We start from the raw sequence: 18,850 nt of genomic DNA, 5'->3' as shown, positions 1-18,850 counted from the left end.
TGTGGGCCAGGGAAGTCCTGCACGCAGGAATGTGGAGAACGGGCATGAACAGGCGCGAACTCTTGCAGGCAGGGGCCCTCCTGGGCGGTGCGGTGCTTGGTCAGGTGTCCACTGCCTTAGCGCAGGAGTCCGACGGTTCCGTAGAATTCCCGCCCGGCTTCCTGTGGGGTTCGGCAACCGTCGCCTACCAGGTGGAGGGTGCGTGCCGCGAGGACGGACGCGGCCCCTCCATTTGGGACACCTTCTCCCATGCTCCCGGCAAGACCCGGAATGGCGACACGGGCGACGTCGCCTGCGACAGCTATCACCGCTGGCGCGAGGACATCGCCCTGCTGAAGCAGCTCGGCCTCAAGTCTTACCGGTTCTCGATCGCCTGGCCCCGCATCCAGCCAACGGGGCGAGGAAGCGCCAACCAAGCCGGGCTCGACTACTACAGCCGGCTCACGGATGGGCTGCTTGAGGCGGGCATCCGGCCTCTTGCCACGCTGTACCACTGGGATCTGCCACAGGCCCTTGAGGATGACGGCGGCTGGCCCAATCGCGAAACGGCCGAGCGCTTCACCGACTACAGCCGCCTTGTTGCCCAAGCCCTGTCTGACCGGATCGGGGATTGGGTGCTCTTCAACGAGCCGAAGACGTTTACACAGATGGGCTACCTGCAGGGAGTCCATGCGCCCGGCCGAAAAGACCCTCTGGCGTTCCTGCGCGCCACGCATGCGGTCAATCTCGCCCAAGGCCAGGCGTTCCGGACCCTGAAGGAAATCAAGCCTACCCTCCTGGTCGGGAGTGCCTTCGATGTCTCACCGATGCTGCCAGCCACGGTCAGCGCAGAGGATCAGGCCGCTGCCGTGACAGCCGATGCGCTCCTGAACCTTTGGCATCTGCAACCGGCACTGATGGGCGATTGCCCGGCTGGCGTGTTGCTGGCAGACCGACAGGAGGACATTCTTGGCTTCCGGCCTGGGGACGAGGCGATCCTGCGGGCTCCCTTCGATTTCGTCGGCCTCAACTACTACACTGGATTCCGCGTGTCGCGTGTCCCTAGAGGCAGCGGCATCCCAGGAGCGGATGTACGGGCCGAAGGGGCGATTGTTCCTGGCGCGCCACGCGGGAAGACGGACATCGGCTGGGTTATCTATCCGGGTGGGCTGCATGAGATCCTGCTCCGGATGCACCAGGTGACAGGCGATATCCCGATCGAGATCACCGAGAATGGCTGCGCCTACAACACCCGCCCGGACCAGGATGGCCGCATCCGGGACGACGCTCGCATCGCTTACCTGAGGAGCCATCTGAAGGAACTGCACCGGGCGATCAAAGATGGTGTCCCTGTCCGGGCCTACCATCTCTGGAGTCTTCTGGACAACTTTGAGTGGGCCGAGGGCTTTGCCCAGCGCTTCGGGATCGTGTTTGTTGACTTCGAACAGGGGCAGAAACGGATGTTCAAGGATTCCGGTCACTGGTACGCCCAGGTCGCGGCGACTAATCGAATTTCCTGAATGGGGCTCACAAACACGGAATGAGCACCGCTCGTTCGGTCACGCTCCCGACGTTTCCGGTGGTCTCAGCTCTGAAGGATCAAGAAGAGGTCCGAGGAGACGCACAACGCCGACCTGCACCCAAAGGAGTAGTTGGAATAGCAGAACGAATGTTGATGCTGAAGGTTGATTCAGTAGCAGTGCAGGTAGGGCGGGATGCTCCCGTCTCGGTAACGAGTTTCAAGAAGGCTAGTCATGCCTCGCTACTACATCGACGTTTGCAGCCATTTCGCGACGAACGAGGATCCGAATGGTGTCGAGTTGCCGGACATTGCCGCAGCCAAAGCCGAGGCCCTGAAGCGAGGTGCGGAGCTGCTTGACGATTGGGCTAGGCTACCATCCATGTACTTGAGTGCCATCGTGATCGCGATTGTCGATGAGGATCTCCATCCTGTCCTGGCCATTCCCTACATGGACATCGCCATGCAGGAGCCATCGATGAGCTAAGCTTTGCGTGGCTGCTCAGTCCTACCGAAGCATCGAAGGCTGAGTTGCGCTGTCTATGCCAGGTTGACCGCGACAGCCCGCATTAAGCTCTCGCACTCGGCCGAACCCTTCCGGAACAGAAATACGGTCGACGGTACATACGCCGCCATCTGGAGGAACTCACTTTTTCAGTTCTCGAATTCTGCCGAGGAGATGTGACCGCTCGTCAGATACTCAGGAGAGCTGATGGCGGGAGGTTCCCCACTGTAACGCCCTCCAGCCTATGAGCGCCTAGCCAATGAAGGCGACCATGAATCGAGCAAATAGCGTGGGCCACAGGCCCTTGTCACGCGGAAACCGACAGATCCGCCTAACCTTGACCCTCTCGAACGACTACAGTTCATCAGCGCGGCATGATGATATCGATTTCTCGTTCTGTCCCTCTTCGAGAAGGCTTGGGGCTTCCTGGAGTTCACGTTCCACAACGGCATGTTGCTTGCGGAGGGTGACCGGCACCTCGACGATCTCGGTTTCGATGCGGCGCCGGATGTGCAGTTCCTCCTTGAGCACGAGTTGCTTCGTGACCACAAGCACCTCCTCGAGCACCGGCACGATCGTCACGTCGCCGTCGGTCCTGATCTCGGGCGCGGTCTCGACCACCCTGTCGACGGGCACACGGGTGACTTCGACGTCTTCCCGCTGCACGGACGCGTGAGCCAGTTCCTCGACGGTATCGGTGACCGTCCGCACACGCACATGGTCGGTCACGACCTGCCGCTTGTCGATCGTCGCGGTCTCCTCGACGACAGGGATGATCTCCTCAGCGACGGTTCGAGAACCACTCCTCAGCGCATCACCAAGAACAGGCACTTGCTCCTGGTCATCCGGGCGTGGGCGCGGGTTTGGGATGGGGTCGGCCATCGGTCCTCTCAAGGTCAGTGACAACCAACGGGTGCTGGGAAGGTGAGTTCCCCGCTCCTCCGCAGGAATAACCTCCTGCCCACAAGCTTGGCAGTCGGAACCGTCACGGTAGTCGTACATTGAGCCTCTACGTATTTGACACAGAGGAGAAGAACCTTGAGACGCCTCGGCTTTGCAACTCTGGCCGTTCTGTCGGCCCTGACCACGGCGACGATGGCCCAGACCTCGGCGCCCCAGCCGACGAACAACACTGGCTCGTCAAATCCTGCCGTCACCCACAAGCCGGCTGATAGTCCGCAGACGACGGGCGCGGTCGAGCCCGGTGCAAACAGCTTCACCGAAGCGCAGGCACGCTCCCGCCTTGAGGCGCAGGGCTTCAGCAACGTGGCCGAGCTGCGCAAGGACGATCAAGGGATCTGGCGCGGCAAGGCCCAGCGCGACGGCAAGTCGGTCAGCGTGGGTATCGACTACAAGGGCACCGTGCAGACGCAGTAAGCCCCATCGCCATCACCCATTCCGTGCAGCAACCAGAGTGCCGGCGCGCAGCCGCACCCTTTGCGAGAAAGTGAAACAGACATGACCAGTAAGACCATCACGGCGTTCTTCGACCGCTATGAGGACGCCTCCGAAGCCGTCCGCCGCTTGGAGGCTGCGGGGGTTTCCCACCGCGACATCAGCCTGATCGCCAGCAATGAGGGGGACCGCTACTCGTCGCACGCCAGCCGCACCTTCGATGCCACGAACCATCATGATGACGATGTCAGTGACGGCGCCGGCACGGGTGCTACAGTCGGCACGCTGGCGGGTGGCGGCGCTGGTCTTCTTGCCGGCCTCGGCATGCTGGCTATCCCGGGCCTTGGGCCTGTCGTAGCTGCCGGATGGCTCGTGTCCACGCTCGTGGGGGCCGGTGCCGGGGCGGCCATTGGCGGGTTGACGGGTTCGCTCGTTGATGCCGGCGTGGACGAGAACGACGCCCATGCCTATGCCGAGGGCATCCGCCGCGGCGGGGCTCTGGTGACCGTGCGGGCCTCCGACACGGAGGTCGACCGGATCGTCGACATCCTCGATGACGAGGGCACGGTGGACTTCGACGAGCGGGAGACCACCTGGCGCTCCGAGGGCTGGACCGGCGCCAGTGCCACCGCGACAGGTGCGAATGGGCTGAAGGATCGTGCGTCGTCCACGGCGCGCGGCACCAACGAGGTGATCCCAGTCGCAGAGGAGGAGTTGCACGTCGGCAAGCGCGAGGTGAACCGGGGTCGCGTGCGGCTGCACTCGCGTGTGATTGAGCGCCCTGTGCAGGAGCAGGTCACCCTGCGCGAGGAGCGGGTCGCAGTGGAGCGCCGCCCGGCCTCCGGCGCGACGCAGGCTGGCGCCTTCGCCGGCGATCCGTTCCAGGAGCGCACCATCGAGGTGGAGGAGCGTGGCGAGGAGGCGGTTGTCTCCAAGGAAGCCCGCGTGGTCGAGGAAGTGGTCGTGCGCAAGCAAGCCGACCAGCGCACAGAGACGATCTCGGACACCGTGCGCAAGACCGAGGTCGACGTCGAAGACGAACGCGGCAACACCGTCTCGCGGACCGGCACCACGGGCAAGCCGAGCGACCGCACCCGCTGACGAATATTGGGAAGCCCGGATGCAGCCGGGCTTCCCTCTCCATTCCGGGCATCCGACCCGAGGTCATCACTTTGGGCCGTGACACGGCGCGAAACAGGAGATTGCGATGGGACTGCTCGACTCGATCCTGGGTAACATGATGGGCGCTGGAGGTGCCTCGATGCAGGGGCGCGGCGGAGCGACCTCGCCAATCGTGAAGGCGCTCATGATGCTGCTGGCCGCCAAGGCCTTCCAGCACTACCGCTCCGGTTCGCAGGGCGGCGGGCTCGGGGACATCCTGGGTGGTCAGGGCGGTCTTGGCGGTATGCTCGGCGGTCAGGGCGGAGGTCTTGGCGGCGGGGATGCCCGGTGGTCTCGGCAGTACCCTCCCGGGAGGCCTCGGGGGTTTGCTGGGTGGGCTACTCGGCGGTGCTGGCGGGGGCGGCCTGGGAGGTCTGTTCGATGAGTTCCGTCAGAACGGCTACGGCGACCACGTGGACTCCTGGGCGAGCCCGGGCCAGAACCGACGGATCGCGCCGGACGAACTCTCGCAGGCGCTCGGGCCGGACACGCTCGACGACCTCGAGCAGCAGACCGGCCTGCCGCGCCAGCAACTCCTGTCCGAACTGTCGGAGGAATTGCCCGACGCGGTCGACCAGTTCACCCCGGACGGTCGCCTGCCCACGGAGCAGGAGGTCTCGTCCCGCTGGGTCTGAGCGGCCCGATCGCCGCAAGGGCTGAAGTATGCCGGCCCTTGCGGTGAGAGGAACGCGGGCTTGCGACCAACGTTGATCCGTAGCCCCCGTGGCCGAGAGAGGACCATGATGATTAACAGGCTCTACGCTTCGACGATCGTGACACTCGCTGCGGTGAATGCGGCCCTCGCCCAGGCCACGCCACCTGCGACTTCCGGCTCGCCCGCCGCGCCCGCAACGACCGATGGCGGCGCCTCCTGGCTGTGGATCATCATCGGCTTGGCGATCATTGCCGGCCTCGTCTGGTACTTCATGCGCAGGCGGTCACGGACCACCAGGGCGGGCACGACCGGTACCTCGGCCACCTCCGGGACGACCACGGGCCGCACCAACGTGTACGACAACGACAGGCCCAAGTAGACGGCACTCTGGCTTCAGGAGGGCATGTCCCCTGATCCGGCGCCATCGTAAGGGTGCGGGTCTGTTTGCTGGAGATCCTGTAGCGGTGGCTTGCCTGCCGAAGTATGGCAGCGATCCTGGGTTGGCCCTGCCGCTCCAGCTCGGCGGCGAGCAATGCTAGGTCGGACGCGAGGATCTCCTCCTAGCGGGCGAAGCCCCCTCCAAGGCTCGCTTGGGGACGGACCATCCGGCTCCGCGTCGGCCGAATTCCCTATTTCAAGCCTTCAGGGGCAAATTGGGCAACGGTGACCTGGGGCGACCAGAGCGGGCCCAGCAGCGGCCAGGCAACGATGGCGCCAATGAAGGCGAAGGATACCACGATGAGAGCGGTGCAGCCGTAAGGCGCCAACCAATCCTTAGGGGCCATCATGAACCCTCCAAGCCAAGCATCACGCACGATAGGCAACGAACAGATCGAAGTCCAGTTTCCAGCGGATCAGGGCCTAGACCTCGAAGGCTTAGGGCCACCTGCACGGGTACTGTCAAGTTGGCCAGAGTTCTGGTCTATGGCAGGATCTCGGGTATGAGCACAACGCCCAACCCGTACCGCGGCTTCCGGCCGAGATCATTAACCAAGCGGTCTGGTTGTATCACTGCTTCAGCCTGAGCCTGCGTGACGTTGAGCTGATCCTCGCAGCGCGAGGAGTTGTGGTCAGCTACGAGACCATTCGCGAGTGGAGCCTGCGGTTCGGACGCACCTACGCCAAGACGCTCGAGCAGCGGCGGCCGCAGCCCGGTGACAAATGGTTTTTAGATGAGGTGTTTGTTCGCATCCGAGGCAGACTGCACTACCTCTGGCGAGCGGTTGATCAGCATGAGAACGTACTCGATGTGCTGGTTCAGAGTCGCCGCAACACCAAGGCAGCCAAGCGCTTCTTTCGCAAGCTGCTGAAGGGCTTGTGCTACGTGCCAAGAGTGATCGTGACCGACAAACTCGGATCCTATGGCGCTGCCAAACGCGAGATTTTGCGGAGCGTCGAGCCTCGGCAGAGCCAATACCTGAACAACCGATGTGAGGTGCCGCATCAACCCACCCGACGACGGGAGCGCCACATGAGGCGCTTCAAGTCAGTCCGGCACGCCCAGCAGTTTCTCTCAATCCATAGCCCGATCCACAACCACTTCCAGCTCCGCCGTCATCGTCTTTCCGCCAGTGAGTACCGGGCTGCGCGTGAGCACGCCTTCGCCACTTGGCGCGATGCGACCGGTGCTGCCTCGTGTAATAGCTTAGACCGACTTGGCGGCTCCGCCCACGCCAACTTTGTCCATTAGGCATCAACCTGACAGTACCTCTGGGATGAGCGGACCTTTACGCAGGCAGGCTTAGAGACCGTGCCTGACCCTAAGCGAGCATCTGAGGAAAGCGACATTTTTGCGGACTGTCGAATTTCACCCTGACAGACTGACTGTTTGTGCGAGAAGCCTTTAGGCATTCCGCTCCGCATAGGAGCGTGCCAGAACTGCACATACCAGCAGCTGGATTTGATGGAAGAGCATCAGCGGGAGAATGATGGCTCCGATCATGCTTGCTGGAAAGAGAATGCTTGCAATCGGAACACCGCTGCCAAGGCTCTTCTTGGAGCCGCAGAATACGAGGGCGATTTCATCTGGTTTAGAGAACCCGAACAGCCGGCTGGCCATGGTCGTGATGACAAGAACGGTCGCCAGAAGACCGCAGCTGACGAGCGTCAGCAGGAGGAGGTCTCCCGGCTCCAACTGAGTCCACAGGTTGTTGATGGCCGCTTCGCCGAAGGCATAGTACACAACCAGGAGGATCGCTCCGCGATCTACGATCCCCGTCAGTGTTCGGCGATGCTCCACCCATTGGCCGATCCAGGGTCGCATCAGATGTCCGGCAACGAAGGGGACGAGGATCTGCACGACGATCTCCCCGATGGCGGTCACGGAAACACCGCCCTGAGTTTGCATGAACAGTCCCATGAGAAGCGGGGTGAGGAAGACGCCCAGAACATTAGAGGCCGACGCGCTGCACACGGCAGCGGCGACATTTCCTCCCGCGATCGATGTGAACGTGATGGAGGATTGGATGGTGGAAGGAAGAAGGCAGAGGTAGAGAATGCCTATGGCCATGCCCGGCGCGAGATAAGATTGCAGATAGGTTTTCGTGAGCAGGCCGAGAACCGGGAACAGGATGAAAGTCGCGGCGAACACCATCATGTGAAGGCGCCAGTGGATAGCGCCCTGAATGATGGCCTGCCGTGAAAGACGGGCTCCCTGCAAAAAGAACAGAAGCGCAATCGAGCCGACGATAACCATCTTCAGAATGGGAGCTGCAGCACCCATTGCGGGCAGAATCGTCGCGGCGACGGCTGTTGCCACGAGGGCAATGGTAAAGCGGTCAGGATATAGGAGTGAGAGCAAAGCCATCGAATCTGGGCTCCGGGTGCGTCTCTTAAAGCCGACGGCTGAAGAATCGTGCGTCCTGTTCCCGGCGGAGCTTCATCAGGTCAGAGGCCTCCTGCAACTCGAGATCGCTCATGCGGATCTCCTGCCCCTTGGAGATTGGAGCCCTCAGCCGGCAATCGGCCGCAAGGTAGAACGGGGCGGGGGCTGAGGCCGTGAGAGGCCCGCCATTCCGGAACTCGGCGGTCACTCCAGAAATCGTGTGATGATGGCCTCCCATCGTGAGAACCCTGCCTGCTGGCAAATCCTCGGTCGCCACGGCGATCAGATCATAACGCGGCTGGTAATCGGAGCCGTAGCCCGATGTTCGATGGATCGCGGCATCGAGGATGCTTGTTGCGGCTTCGAGCCCGAGCAGATGTCTCGGCAGGAACACCATGGCGTTCGCACCCGTCCGGCTCACGATATGCCCTTTCTGGGCCAGCATGTCCCAGCTCTTCGGATCGTCGCAGCGAATGACGACGAAGACGCCGCCCGCGAAGCTGATCTCGTCGGGCTTGCGCAGGCAGTGGAACACGTCGAGACGCCGGTCGTCCGCGAGGATGCCGCCGTCCGCCCGATGTGAGAAGATGGTTGGAACCTCATGGATCCGCGCGAGCGGCGCGTGAAGATCGAGACGGTCGGGCTGCAGACCGGTGGCATTGGCAACGACCATGAGTTCGCAAAGATCCGGAACTGCCCGTTGTGGGAAACCCATAATGGCATTGTTTCGGGCAGCTAGGATCTCGCCGACATCCCGTTCGCCAAGAGTCCAATGACCTTCCAGATCTACGTTCTCCGCAGAACGATCGTTGCTGGTGAGGCGACGGGAGGCGGGGTTGAAGACGAAGTCGTATTCGCTGGACTTGCCGGCGGCAACCAGATGAAAGCCCATGACCTCAGCCCAGGTGGCAAGGCCGATCAGCAGGCTCGGCTGGTCCCCATCGACGGTCGTGACAATGCGTCCGCGTTCGGCGGCCATGGCCGTGAGGCCCGGCCCGACGACACTGTCGAGTTCCTTCGTCACGAGCGCAAGATGCTTTTCGGCCTCGACAGCGATCAGGGAGTGACGGGCTGCCGCCTGGGGCTGCCCGGTTGCTTCGACGACCACATCGAAAGGAAGATCGGAAACGCATGCGAGATCCTGGGTCGCGATGTAGTCACCACGCTCCCATGCGGTCTTGGCATCGCGAGCCGACTCGCAAACTTGGATCTCGCGTGGATCGATGCCGGCGGCCCTCAGCCCCGATGCTGCGCTTTCGGCTGTGAGATCGACGGCAATGCGCGCATTCATCAGGGGGGCGCGTTGAGCCTGCGCAAGGAAGCTCTGGCCGAAGCCGCCAGTGCCGACGACGCATGTTTCTACGGGGCGATCAGCCTTCGCGTAGTAATCATGATAGTTCATTGCGCATCTCTCCCGTTCCGACGGCGCCCGCCACCGGTCTGTTGTGCCGCTGAATGTGCAGTTATCCTGGGCCGCAGTTCTATCGAAGCATGTTCCAGGCCTTGAGGAAGAAGTCCGGACTTCCGAAATTGCCGGACTTGAGTACCAGTGCGAGGTCGTTTCCTGCGAGGGAGCGGGTCCAGGGAACGCCCGGGTCGATCTCAGGGCCGATTGCAAGCGCATCGACATCGAGAGCATTCACGACAGCGCCGGATGTTTCTCCTCCAGCGACGATCAGGCGGGTGAAACTAAGGGCCGGAAGTGCCATCGCGATCTCCGCGAGGGTGTTCTCAACGATCTCGCCCGCATGCATCCGCCCGAGCCTGCTCTGGACCGCCTGAACGTCGTTGGGGTTTGCCGTGGAGTAGATCAGAGCAGGTCGCTGTGAAGGCTGCGATTCCAGCCAGTCGAGAGCCGTCTGTGGGGTCATGGCTCCGGACGCGAGGTCCAGCGGATCAAGCCGGAGGGCAGGAATGCCTGCATCAAGGGCCACCTTGACCTGTTCCTGCGTCGCGCTGGAGCATGATCCAGCCAGGATGATGCTGCGACCGGCAGGGGCATCGAAGGCTGTCGAAGACGAGGGCACTGTCAGGCCCTCACCCTGTCGATAGGCTGCAGGCAGGCCCATGGCGACACCAGACCCGCCGGTCATGAGGGAAAGGTCGGCGGCTGCGAGGCCGATGGCGCGCAGATGTGAATCGCTCAGCGCATCGACGATAACGATCCGGTGACCTGCTGCCTTTTCGCGTGCGAAGGCAATGCGAATGGAGTCCGGCCCAGCTTCCACATCCTCATAGGCAACCAAGCCAACTGAGAGCTTCGTCTGGCGTTGTAGAACCCGCACGAGGTTGGAATCTCGCATGGGCGTCAGCGGATGATCCTTCATACTGCTTTCATGCAGCGGTTCGCCGTTCACGAAGAGATGGCCCTTGTAGACCGTACGGCCGTTGGCCGGAAAGGCCGGGCAGGCGAGGGTGAAGTCGCTGTCCGTGAACGCCAGGAGAGCGTCGGTGACCGGCCCGATATTGCCCTCATCTGTGGAGTCGAAGGTGGAGCAGTACTTGAAGAACAGATGCTGCGCCTCGCTTTTCCTGAGAGACTCGGCTGCGGCCAGGGACTGCGCGATGGCTTCCTGCGCGGGAATTGTCCTGGATTTCAGCGCAACAACGACGGCGTCCGCACCAGACAGGTCGAGATCTGCTCTCGGCACGCCGATCGTCTGAATGGTTCGGAGCCCTTCACGGGCCAGCATCAGGGCAAGGTCCGTTGCCCCCGTCAGATCATCGGCGATGCATCCAAGCTTCATGCCATGACTCCACGAACATTGTGGGGGGCATCCTGTGTCCAGGCTGGAAGCCAGCCGAGGCCTTCTTCTGTCCGCCCGCGAGGTTTGTATTCGGCTCCGATCCAGCCGCTATATCCCAGCTGATCAAGGGATCGGCAGATGTCGCGATAGTTGATTTCGCCCTCATCCGGTTCCGCCCGGCTCGGGACAGCAGCGATCTGCACATGCCCGATCAGATCGAGGTGCTGTTTGAGACGCCGCGTCAGATCGCCTTGCATGATCTGGGTATGATAGCAGTCGAACATGATCTTCACATTTCGGCGGCTGACCTGCTCGATGATCATTGCGGCCTGCTCGATGGTGTGAAGAAAATATTCTGGCTTGTCACGATGGTTGATCGGCTCGATCAGGACCGTCATGTCGGCTAGGGCGGCTTTGTCGGCAGTAAGCTTCAGGTTCGCGACGAACGTGCGCTCGGCGGCCGGGACGGCATCGGGTGTGACCAATCCGGACATGCAGTGAACGGCCGTTGCGCCGATGGCGTGCCCATAGGAAGCAGCCTGTTCGAAGGCCTGGAGGAATTCACTTTCACGACCTGGCAAGGCTCCGAGCCCGAAATCGCCGGCTGCGGCATTCCCGACCGGGGTGTTCAATCCGAGCATAGTCACTTGGTTTGTACTCAGGGCATTGCGCATCTCGGCAGCAGGTACCTGATAAGGCCAGTGCATTTCGACAGCTTTGAAGCCTGCTGCCGCTGCGGCCGCAATCCGATCGATGTCGGAATGCTCGGTAAAGAGAAAGCCTAGATTGGCCGAGAAACGGGGCATCGGTTCATCCGCACTTGTGTGAATGGTGATAAGGCGTGGAACAGCATTCCTGATGGCTGTCGGAGGACTCTTCCGCAATCGCCTCATCCAAACCGAATTGTGTCACCAGATCCCGAACCTGCCCACGGGTCAGCAGGCGAGGGTTGAGGCCATGGAGGAGAAGGCGCAGCTTCGCGGTCTCTTCCAACTCTTCCATGGCATAGACAGCAGCTTCCAGATCGTTGCCAGTGACCACTGGGCCGTGATTGGCCAGAAGCACCGCACTGTATTTGCCTGCGAGTCCGCGGATCGCATCCGCGACGGCGGCATCTCCCGGCCGATAATAGGGAACGAGAGCTGTGCGGCCGACCCTCATGACATAATAGGCCGTCATGGGCGGCAGTGCATTGGCAGGGTCAATATCGGGCAGCATCGAGACGGCGACCGAATGGGTGGAGTGCAGATGAACGATCGCGCCGGCATCACTGCGGGTCGAATAAAGAGCCGTATGAAGAGGCAACTCCTTTGTCGGCGCATCGCCCGAGACAAGGCGTCCATCGGCATCGAGCTTGCTCAGGCGGGCAGGGTCGAGAAAACCGAGGGAAGAGTTGGTTGGTGTTGTCACCCAGCCTCCGTTGCTCAACCGAACCGAGATGTTGCCCGACGATCCAGCGGTCAGCCCCCGTTCGAAGAGAGAGCGCCCGAAAAGGCAGATCGTCTCGCGAAGCCGGCTCTCATCGTTCATATCGAGGCCTTGTAAAGATGAGGGGGTGGGAAAAGGAAGCTGACTGTTAGCTGTTATCAGATAGCGTTTCTCACACGCTCCCAGGTCTTTGCCATATGGTCGGTGAGAACCTTCGACAGGCGGTCGGCATCGCGCGCTTTCAGGGCATTGATCATCTCTTCATGATCGGCAACCGCGCCGGCCCATTTTTCAGGCCCCTCGTTGCCGATGTAGCGGATGCGCTTCAGACGGGCCTGCAGAACATTGTGCACTGAGACCAGAGCTTCGTTCTTGGAAAGGCGGAGAATGGCCGAGTGGATGCTCTGATTCAGCTTGAAATAGGGTAGGCGATCGCGCTTCTCGTACATGTCCATCATACGGTCATGGAGTTGCCGGACCTCACCGATTTCGGCATCGGTGGCATGCTCACAGGCCAGCCGTCCCGCAAGGCCTTCAAGATTGCCGAGCACGATCAGGCTGTCATGGACATCCTTCGCGGAAAACTGCCGAACCACCGCACCCCGCCCAGGTGACAATTCCAGCAGCCCCTCGCTGACGAGAAACTTGAGGGCTTCCCGCAGCGGCGTCCGGGAAACACCGAGCATCTTGCCGAGATTGCCCTCGTGAAGCCGAGTCCCGGGAGCAAGCTCGCCTTCGATGATCATGTCGCGCACCCGAGCCACGATGGCGTCGTGAAGCGTCGGGCGGGCAATGGGGCCGCGCGAATCGAAGTCGTCAACCAGCAGAGCTGCTGCGTCAGATGCCATGGCTCATTCCGTTCTTTGCAGTCTTTCCACAAATCCTGGCGCGGATTGTTCCTCCTATACAACTTTTTCCTGAACCGCCGCAAACAAAATTCTGTATGCAGCATACTTGTGTACGAAATTTAGGGCTGTTAACGTTCTTGTGTCATCCCGAGAAGAGGTTGCCGTGAGCGCTCAATCGTCATCGATCCCGCCAGCAAAGCCGACTGTTGCATTCGCCATGGGCGATCCGGCAGGCATCAGCCCAGAATTGGCTGCCAAGCTCATCGCATCCGACGAGTTCCGTTCCGGCGCAAACCTCGTGATCTTCGGCGACCTTCGCATTCTGGAGCAGGGTGCCAAGGTTGCAGGTGTTGGAGTCGACGTGGACGTTATTGCGTCGGAAAATGCGATTCCGGCTTGCTCGTCCCGTCCGGTCTTCATAGACCTCGAAAATCTCAGTCCCGATCAAGTCGTTTCTGCCACGGCCACGCTCGAAGGCGGTGTGTTCGCAACCGAGAACTTCCGGCGCGCCCTGTTGCTGGCCCAGTCCGGTCGTGCGGATGCGGTGTTTTTCACGCCTTTCAACAAGAAGGCCATGCGTCTGGCCTATGACGGATACGACGACGAGATCCGCTTCGTGCGCGATGTTCTCAAGACATCGGTAGCGGCGAGCGAGTTCAACGTTCTGGGCAAGACCTGGAATGCCCGTGTAACCTCGCACATCCCGTTGTCGCAGGTGGCCTCCGCCATTTCCGAGAAGGCGATCCTGCGATCGCTCACGCTGGCGGATCAGTGCATGCGTGCTGCGGGCTTCAATCCACCGCGTATCGCGGTCGCAGGCCTCAATCCGCATGCGGGCGACGGCGGCAATTTCGGAATGGAGGAAATCGACGTCATTGAGCCGGCCGTCCGTCAGGCGCAGGCGCAGGGCTTCACCGTTGAAGGGCCATTCCCGTCGGATACCGTGTTCCTGCGTGCTAAAAACGGCGATTTCGACTCCGTCCTCACCATGTACCATGATCAGGGTCAGATCGCCATGAAGCTGATGGGCTTCGATCGCGGCGTGACGCTCATCGGCGGTTTCCAATTCCCGATCTGCACTCCGGCCCATGGCACAGCGTACGAGATTGCCGGTCGCGGCGTTGCCAATCTCGGAGCGAGCCGCGAGGCACTCTCTCTTGCTATCCGGATGGGCTCTGAGGTGCAGGCCCGTCGCTCCGAGATATCGCAGCCCAGATTATCGGCCATCAATTCCTAAACAGCCAGTTCCAAGAGCCGACGCCATCGGCTGGAAACACCACAGGGAGGAAGAACGATGCTTAAGAAGACTTCATGGTTGCTCGCTACCACCATCGCGGTGACATTCGGCGGCGTGGCGCAGGCGGATTGGAAGCCGGCGAAACCCGTTGAATTCATCGTCACGTCGTCCCCTGGCGGCGGCACGGACAACTTCGCCCGCGTCGTCCAGTCGATCATTGCCAAGCACAAGCTGATGGAACAGCCCATCGTCGTTACGAACAAAGGTGGCGGCAGCGGCGCGGAAGGATTCATCTATACGAAGGTCGCAGCCGGCGACAGCCACAAACTCACCTTCGGCACGAACAACGCCTATCTCCTGCCTTATGTGGCGAAGCTCGCCTACAAGCCCGATGAGCTGACCCCTGTGGCGGCCATGGCCCTCGACGAGTTCCTGCTCTGGGTCAAAGCCGACGCTCCATATAAGGACGCTAAGAGCTATATCGAGGCGGTCAAGGCGAAGCCTGATACCTTCAAGATGGGCGGTAGCCAGTCCAAGGATACTGATCAGACCCTCACCAGCCTGATCCAGGATGCAACGAGTGCCAAGTTCATCTACGTTCCCTTCCAGGGCGGCGGTGCCGCCGGTGTGCAGCTCGCGGGCGGGCATATCGACTCGAACACCAACAACCCGAACGAGAATGCGGGCCAGTGGAAGGCCGGAGCGATCACCCCGCTCTGCGTGTTCAGCCCGACGCGTCTACAAGGTGGGGTGAAGGTAACGGCCACCATGGGCTGGTCGGACATCCCGACCTGCAAGGAAGCCGGCATCCCGATCGACCAGTTCCAGATGCCGCGCACCGTGTGGCTGCCGGGCGGCGTTCCTGCGGACGCGGTCGCTTTTTATGCCGATCTCCTCAAGAAGGTGAGCGAGACGCCTGAGTGGAAGGAATATATCGAGCGCACGTCTCAAACTGATCGGTTTCTGGCCGGTCAGGACTTGAAGACCTTCATCGCCTCGGACGACGCCAAGAACCGCAAGGTCTTTGAACAAGAAGGCTGGATCGCCCGCTAATTGGCGCGGCTCCAAGGCTGACGGACTTCTCTCCGTCAGCCTCTCCTCCATGCGGCATTCATCAGACCGGGACGGACGCCATGATTTCTCGTTACACAGCTGAGATCGGAAGTGCGACTCTCACGGCAGGCCTGGGGCTTGCTGCTGTGGTCGGTGCTCTGGAATTCGGGATTGGCTGGGGCGACGCAGGACCAGAGCCAGGAGCTTTTCCATTCTATATCGGCCTTCTGGTCGTTGCTGCCAGTATCGGAACTCTGATCCAGGCGACCGTCGGTCGACATGGATTGCAGTCAGTCTTCCTTCATAAGGAAGAGGCCAAGCGCGTGGCCTCGTTCTTCCTGCCGATGCTCGCCTTCGTGGTGGTTGGGCGTCTCCTCGGGCTATATGTGGCGACGGCGCTCTATCTCGCGTTCGTCATGTCGGTGCAGGGCAAATATCGGCTCGTTATATCCATTGCTTCGGGCATCGCTGCAGCCGTCATTTTTTACTTCGTTCTCGAAGTGGCATTCCAGGTTCCTCTCCTGAAGGGTCCGCTCGAAGCCGCTCTGGGCCTCTACTAGCCCGCAATCCCGACGGAGACAGGTCGTGGAAAATTTCGCATCACTCCTTCACGGTTTTGGCGTCGCGCTGACAACCTACCACGTCATGCTGATGATGATCGGCGTGCTTCTGGGCATTCTCGTCGGCGTTTTGCCGGGGCTCGGGGCTCCTAATGGCGTTTCGCTGCTGTTGCCGCTGACCTTTACGATGGATCCGGTCGCAGCGATCATCCTTCTCACCAGTATGTATTGGGGAGCGCTATTTGGCGGATCGACAACCTCGATCCTCTTCAACATTCCAGGAGAACCGTCATCCGTTGCAACAACGTTCGACGGGTACCCCATGGCCCGGCAGGGGCAGGCAACACAGGCGCTGACCCTCGCATTCCTGTCAGCTGGCTTCGGCGCTTTGGTCGGCGTGATCCTGATCACCGTGCTGTCGACGTGGGTAGCTAAGTTCGCCCTCCGGTTCAGTTCGCCGGAGTATTTCGCCGTCTATTTCCTGGCCTTCGCCAGCTTCATCGGACTTGGCACCGCATCGCCGTTCAAGACCATCGTCTCCATGGGTCTCGGATTTGCTTTCGCGGCGGTCGGCATGGACACGGTCTCGGGCGGCCTGCGCCTGACCTACGGGTTTAATGAGCTTTTGTCCGGCATCAGCTTCCTCATCGCGGTGATCGGCCTGTTCGGCATCGGCGAACTCATGCTCACCATGGAGGAGGGGTTGCGCTTCGACGGCATTCGCGCTCGGGTCAAGATCCGCGACGTCTTCAGGACCATCGCGACCCTGCCGCGCTACTGGGTGACGCTCCTGCGCAGTGCCGCCATCGGATGCTGGATGGGGATCACCCCCGGCGGACCGACCGCAGCTTCCTTCATGAGCTATGGCCTGGCCAAACGTCTCTCCCGCCGCAAGGAAGGTTTTGGACGAGGCGAGCCCGAAGGGGTCGTTGCTCCGGAGACGGCAGACCACGCTGCCGGGAGCAGCGCTATCCTGCCCATGCTCGCTCTCGGCGTGCCCGGTTCTGCAACGGCAGCCGTGATGATGGGCGGCCTGATGATCTGGGGCCTCAATCCGGGACCGATGCTGTTCGTCGAACGGCCGGACTTCGTCTGGGGCCTGATAGCCAGCATGTATCTCGGCAATATCGTGGCCGTGCTCATGGTGCTCGCCACCATTCCGCTCTTCGCCTCGATCCTGCGTATTCCTTTCGCCATAATCGGACCCGTGATCGTAGTCGTATGCTTCATCGGCGCCTATACGGTCGCTGGCCGTCCGTTCGATCTTTGGCTGGCCCTAGCCTTCGGTGTTGTGGGATATCTGTTTAAGAAGCTGAATTATCCGATTGCGCCGCTCGTTCTAGCGATGGTGCTCGGCGATAAGGCAGAGGATGCTTTCCGCCAATCCATGATCATGTCCCGAGGATCGCTCTCGATCTTTTGGTCGAACGGTCTCGTCACGACACTGCTGCTGATCGGATTGGCTCTTGCCTTCGGACCGCTGCTGAGCAGCGCGCTCGGCCGCCTGATGAAGCCGAAGGCCTCATCCGCGGTCGCCTGAGTCCGATGTTCAAATGGTCCGCTCAATATCCGGGCGGGCCACCTTGAAGGAGTTTTCGATGATGGCATCCACCTCTGCCAGTGTAGCGTTCCTTGGCATCGGCCTCATGGGCTCGCGCCAGGCAAAACGATTGCTCGACGCCGGCTATCCGCTGACCGCTTGGAACCGGTCACGCGAGAAAGCTGAGGCTTTTGCAGCTTCTGGTGCTCGCGTGGTGGATGCCGCGTCCGAGGCCGTGAGCAACGCTGACGTTGTGATCCTCATGCTGGAGAACGGCAAGATCGTCACGGATGTGCTCTTCTCACAAGGCGTGGCAGGTGCCCTGCGGCCAGGGACCATCCTGGTTGATATGAGTTCGATCAAGCCCGCCGAGGCACAGGAGCATGCGAAGCATCTGAAGGAGCGGGGCGTCCATCATATCGATGCGCCTGTTTCCGGTGGCACACTTGGAGCAGAGCAGGGGACATTGGCTATCATGGCTGGCGGCGAGGCCGAGATCTTCGGTCGTGTTGAGCCGATCCTGAAGTTCATGGGCAGACCTGTTCATGTGGGACCGCACGGAGCAGGGCAACTCGCGAAACTGGCTAACCAGATCATCGTCGGCGTGACCATCGGAGCCGTTGCCGAGGCACTTCTGCTGGCCCAGCGGGGCGGCGCCGATCCAGCCAAGGTGCGTGAGGCTCTTCGTGGGGGCTTTGCCGAAAGCCGCATTCTCGAACTTCACGGTCAGCGCATGGTCGAGCGTGATTTTGTCACGAAAGGCCGCTCGGTCACGCATCTCAAGGATCTCGACAATGCTTTGGACGTTGCGGAGCGGATCGAGCTTGATGCTCTGCCTTACACCTCGCTGACGGCGGACCTCTTCCGGGGTCTCATCGAGAATGCGGGCGATCTCGATCACAGCGGACTCCTTACTGAGCTGGAACGCCGAAATGCCGTCGAAGTCTAAACTATCGTGTGGCTTAGTCCCAGCAGTTCATCAAGCCGCAGCGAGCGGAAGTGCCATTCGAAATACTTGCACTTCATAGCCGCGCAACGTCGACTCTTTGAGCGATCAGTGGCGGAGCCGGATTGCCGATGGGACTATGGACTTAGGTCTCGTGCAGAAGATCGCTAGGTGTCCACGGCGCGAAGGCTGTAAAGGGCGAGTAGCGTCTACTTGGTGCGAGGCTAAGCACGGCGATTGGTCAGCTAATGGGATGGTCCGGCCGTGCTTCTGCCCCGCTTGTTCGTAAGCTGTGGGGCTTCGAGCCACGCAAGGAGCACGTTCCATGTCACGGTCTTCTTTCTCTGCTGTGATCGCCACCCTGGGCATCGATCTGGGCAAGAACAGCTTCCACCTCGTCGGTCAGGATCAACGCGGCGCCATCGTGCTGCGGATCAAGCTCTCCCGGTCCCA

At 61.2% G+C, this 18,850-nt stretch carries 20 protein-coding genes and 2 pseudogenes; 13 read left to right on the top strand and 9 right to left on the bottom strand.

All coding sequences use genetic code 11. The features are described from left to right. Positions 1 to 44: 44 nt before the first annotated feature. On the top strand, positions 45 to 1,499 hold the full coding sequence (locus JKL45_RS23955; RefSeq protein WP_201864303.1) for a GH1 family beta-glucosidase: 1,455 nt from the start codon (positions 45 to 47) through the stop codon (positions 1,497 to 1,499). 234 nt (positions 1,500 to 1,733) lie between these two features. Next, a complete protein-coding gene (locus JKL45_RS23950) occupies positions 1,734 to 1,985 on the top strand; it encodes a DUF6894 family protein (RefSeq protein ID WP_201864302.1) in 252 nt (83 codons plus the stop codon). 53 nt (positions 1,986 to 2,038) lie between these two features. Here JKL45_RS23950 and JKL45_RS30920 read toward each other — a convergent pair. Both JKL45_RS30920 and JKL45_RS23945 read right to left on the bottom strand, forming a co-directional pair. Then, positions 2,039 to 2,140 (bottom strand): annotated as a pseudogene (locus JKL45_RS30920) (hypothetical protein); the annotation flags it as partial. A 217-nt stretch (positions 2,141 to 2,357) separates the two neighbouring features. After that, positions 2,358 to 2,885: a YsnF/AvaK domain-containing protein gene (locus tag JKL45_RS23945; RefSeq protein WP_201864301.1), complete on the bottom strand. Its 528-nt coding sequence runs from the start codon at positions 2,883 to 2,885 to the stop codon at positions 2,358 to 2,360. Between the two features lie 156 nt (positions 2,886 to 3,041). Here JKL45_RS23945 and JKL45_RS23940 point away from each other — a divergent pair, with 156 nt between their 5' ends. The 4 genes from JKL45_RS23940 (at position 3,042) to JKL45_RS23925 (ending at position 5,593) form a co-directional block, all read left to right on the top strand. Beyond that, entirely contained in the window at positions 3,042 to 3,380 is a 339-nt protein-coding gene (locus tag JKL45_RS23940) for a PepSY domain-containing protein (RefSeq protein ID WP_201864300.1), read from the top strand. Between the two features lie 81 nt (positions 3,381 to 3,461). Beyond that, the gene (locus JKL45_RS23935; RefSeq protein ID WP_246498887.1) at positions 3,462 to 4,499 is read left to right on the top strand and encodes a YsnF/AvaK domain-containing protein; all 1,038 of its coding nucleotides are present in this window, start codon (positions 3,462 to 3,464) and stop codon (positions 4,497 to 4,499) included. A 341-nt stretch (positions 4,500 to 4,840) separates the two neighbouring features. Further along, entirely contained in the window at positions 4,841 to 5,194 is a 354-nt protein-coding gene (locus JKL45_RS30710; protein ID WP_312897028.1) for a YidB family protein, read from the top strand. A 105-nt stretch (positions 5,195 to 5,299) separates the two neighbouring features. Further along, entirely contained in the window at positions 5,300 to 5,593 is a 294-nt protein-coding gene (locus JKL45_RS23925) for an LPXTG cell wall anchor domain-containing protein (protein WP_201864299.1), read from the top strand. 250 nt (positions 5,594 to 5,843) lie between these two features. On the opposite strand, the gene JKL45_RS23920 is transcribed toward JKL45_RS23925, so the two are convergent. Continuing rightward, positions 5,844 to 6,002: a hypothetical protein gene (locus tag JKL45_RS23920; RefSeq protein WP_201864320.1), complete on the bottom strand. Its 159-nt coding sequence runs from the start codon at positions 6,000 to 6,002 to the stop codon at positions 5,844 to 5,846. A 98-nt stretch (positions 6,003 to 6,100) separates the two neighbouring features. Between JKL45_RS23920 and JKL45_RS23915 the strand changes: the two genes are divergently transcribed. Continuing rightward, complete coding sequence (locus JKL45_RS23915) at positions 6,101 to 6,904, top strand: IS6 family transposase (protein ID WP_376771070.1); 804 nt, start codon at positions 6,101 to 6,103, stop codon at positions 6,902 to 6,904. Between the two features lie 153 nt (positions 6,905 to 7,057). On the opposite strand, the gene JKL45_RS23910 is transcribed toward JKL45_RS23915, so the two are convergent. The 6 genes from JKL45_RS23910 to JKL45_RS23885 all read right to left on the bottom strand — a co-directional run bounded on the left by JKL45_RS23910 (position 7,058) and on the right by JKL45_RS23885 (position 13,061). Continuing rightward, a complete protein-coding gene (locus JKL45_RS23910) occupies positions 7,058 to 8,020 on the bottom strand; it encodes a bile acid:sodium symporter family protein (protein ID WP_201864298.1) in 963 nt (320 codons plus the stop codon). 25 nt (positions 8,021 to 8,045) lie between these two features. Continuing rightward, the gene (locus JKL45_RS23905; RefSeq protein WP_201864297.1) at positions 8,046 to 9,440 is read right to left on the bottom strand and encodes an NAD(P)H-dependent oxidoreductase; all 1,395 of its coding nucleotides are present in this window, start codon (positions 9,438 to 9,440) and stop codon (positions 8,046 to 8,048) included. A 79-nt stretch (positions 9,441 to 9,519) separates the two neighbouring features. Then, complete coding sequence (gene otnK / locus JKL45_RS23900) at positions 9,520 to 10,785, bottom strand: 3-oxo-tetronate kinase (RefSeq protein WP_201864296.1); 1,266 nt, start codon at positions 10,783 to 10,785, stop codon at positions 9,520 to 9,522. Then, a complete protein-coding gene (locus JKL45_RS23895; RefSeq protein WP_201864295.1) occupies positions 10,782 to 11,591 on the bottom strand; it encodes a hydroxypyruvate isomerase family protein in 810 nt (269 codons plus the stop codon). The genes otnK and JKL45_RS23895 overlap by 4 nt, the downstream gene beginning before the upstream one ends. A 4-nt stretch (positions 11,592 to 11,595) precedes the next feature. Then, positions 11,596 to 12,315, bottom strand: coding sequence for a 3-oxo-tetronate 4-phosphate decarboxylase (otnC, locus tag JKL45_RS23890; protein ID WP_201864294.1), 720 nt, complete (start codon positions 12,313 to 12,315; stop codon positions 11,596 to 11,598). Positions 12,316 to 12,371: 56 nt separating this feature from the next. Beyond that, positions 12,372 to 13,061: a GntR family transcriptional regulator gene (locus JKL45_RS23885; RefSeq protein WP_201864293.1), complete on the bottom strand. Its 690-nt coding sequence runs from the start codon at positions 13,059 to 13,061 to the stop codon at positions 12,372 to 12,374. Between the two features lie 217 nt (positions 13,062 to 13,278). On the opposite strand from JKL45_RS23885, the gene JKL45_RS23880 reads away from it, so the two are divergent. From JKL45_RS23880 to JKL45_RS30150, 6 genes and pseudogenes are all read left to right on the top strand, one after another. Continuing rightward, the gene (locus JKL45_RS23880) at positions 13,279 to 14,298 is read left to right on the top strand and encodes a 4-hydroxythreonine-4-phosphate dehydrogenase PdxA (protein ID WP_201864314.1); all 1,020 of its coding nucleotides are present in this window, start codon (positions 13,279 to 13,281) and stop codon (positions 14,296 to 14,298) included. Between the two features lie 57 nt (positions 14,299 to 14,355). Next, complete coding sequence (locus JKL45_RS23875; RefSeq protein ID WP_201864292.1) at positions 14,356 to 15,351, top strand: Bug family tripartite tricarboxylate transporter substrate binding protein; 996 nt, start codon at positions 14,356 to 14,358, stop codon at positions 15,349 to 15,351. 80 nt (positions 15,352 to 15,431) lie between these two features. Next, entirely contained in the window at positions 15,432 to 15,911 is a 480-nt protein-coding gene (locus JKL45_RS23870; RefSeq protein ID WP_201864291.1) for a tripartite tricarboxylate transporter TctB family protein, read from the top strand. A 25-nt stretch (positions 15,912 to 15,936) separates the two neighbouring features. Next, positions 15,937 to 17,451 carry a tripartite tricarboxylate transporter permease gene (locus tag JKL45_RS23865; RefSeq protein WP_201864290.1) on the top strand — a complete coding sequence of 505 codons (1,515 nt, stop codon included), beginning with the start codon at positions 15,937 to 15,939 and terminating at the stop codon, positions 17,449 to 17,451. Between the two features lie 61 nt (positions 17,452 to 17,512). Continuing rightward, complete coding sequence (locus tag JKL45_RS23860) at positions 17,513 to 18,400, top strand: NAD(P)-dependent oxidoreductase (protein ID WP_376771069.1); 888 nt, start codon at positions 17,513 to 17,515, stop codon at positions 18,398 to 18,400. A 322-nt stretch (positions 18,401 to 18,722) separates the two neighbouring features. Next, positions 18,723 to 18,850, top strand: a pseudogene (locus JKL45_RS30150) (IS110 family transposase); the annotation flags it as partial.

Source organism: Microvirga soli (assembly GCF_016734765.1).
Taxonomy (GTDB): Bacteria; Pseudomonadota; Alphaproteobacteria; order Rhizobiales; family Beijerinckiaceae; genus Microvirga; species Microvirga soli.
The sequence above is the reverse complement of the archived record's forward strand: the minus strand, read 5'-3'. Positions and strand labels throughout refer to the sequence as shown.

Excerpts from the sequence above, each read along its gene's own strand:
- JKL45_RS23880 (WP_201864314.1), top strand. The coding sequence starts at position 13,279 with ATGGGCGATCCGGCAGGCATCAGCCCAGAATTGGCTGCCAAGCTCATC.
- JKL45_RS23950 (WP_201864302.1), top strand. The coding sequence starts at position 1,734 with ATGCCTCGCTACTACATCGACGTTTGCAGCCATTTCGCGACGAACGAG.
- JKL45_RS23870 (WP_201864291.1), top strand. The coding sequence starts at position 15,432 with ATGATTTCTCGTTACACAGCTGAGATCGGAAGTGCGACTCTCACGGCA.
- JKL45_RS23920 (WP_201864320.1), bottom strand. The coding sequence starts at position 6,002 with ATGATGGCCCCTAAGGATTGGTTGGCGCCTTACGGCTGCACCGCTCTC.
- JKL45_RS23945 (WP_201864301.1), bottom strand. The coding sequence starts at position 2,885 with ATGGCCGACCCCATCCCAAACCCGCGCCCACGCCCGGATGACCAGGAG.
- JKL45_RS23925 (WP_201864299.1), top strand. The coding sequence starts at position 5,300 with ATGATGATTAACAGGCTCTACGCTTCGACGATCGTGACACTCGCTGCG.
- otnC (WP_201864294.1), bottom strand. The coding sequence starts at position 12,315 with ATGAACGATGAGAGCCGGCTTCGCGAGACGATCTGCCTTTTCGGGCGC.
- JKL45_RS23905 (WP_201864297.1), bottom strand. The coding sequence starts at position 9,440 with ATGAACTATCATGATTACTACGCGAAGGCTGATCGCCCCGTAGAAACA.
- JKL45_RS23935 (WP_246498887.1), top strand. The coding sequence starts at position 3,462 with ATGACCAGTAAGACCATCACGGCGTTCTTCGACCGCTATGAGGACGCC.
- JKL45_RS23955 (WP_201864303.1), top strand. The coding sequence starts at position 45 with ATGAACAGGCGCGAACTCTTGCAGGCAGGGGCCCTCCTGGGCGGTGCG.
- JKL45_RS23910 (WP_201864298.1), bottom strand. The coding sequence starts at position 8,020 with ATGGCTTTGCTCTCACTCCTATATCCTGACCGCTTTACCATTGCCCTC.
- JKL45_RS23860 (WP_376771069.1), top strand. The coding sequence starts at position 17,513 with ATGGCATCCACCTCTGCCAGTGTAGCGTTCCTTGGCATCGGCCTCATG.
- JKL45_RS23885 (WP_201864293.1), bottom strand. The coding sequence starts at position 13,061 with ATGGCATCTGACGCAGCAGCTCTGCTGGTTGACGACTTCGATTCGCGC.
- JKL45_RS30710 (WP_312897028.1), top strand. The coding sequence starts at position 4,841 with ATGCCCGGTGGTCTCGGCAGTACCCTCCCGGGAGGCCTCGGGGGTTTG.
- JKL45_RS23895 (WP_201864295.1), bottom strand. The coding sequence starts at position 11,591 with ATGCCCCGTTTCTCGGCCAATCTAGGCTTTCTCTTTACCGAGCATTCC.
- otnK (WP_201864296.1), bottom strand. The coding sequence starts at position 10,785 with ATGAAGCTTGGATGCATCGCCGATGATCTGACGGGGGCAACGGACCTT.
- JKL45_RS23875 (WP_201864292.1), top strand. The coding sequence starts at position 14,356 with ATGCTTAAGAAGACTTCATGGTTGCTCGCTACCACCATCGCGGTGACA.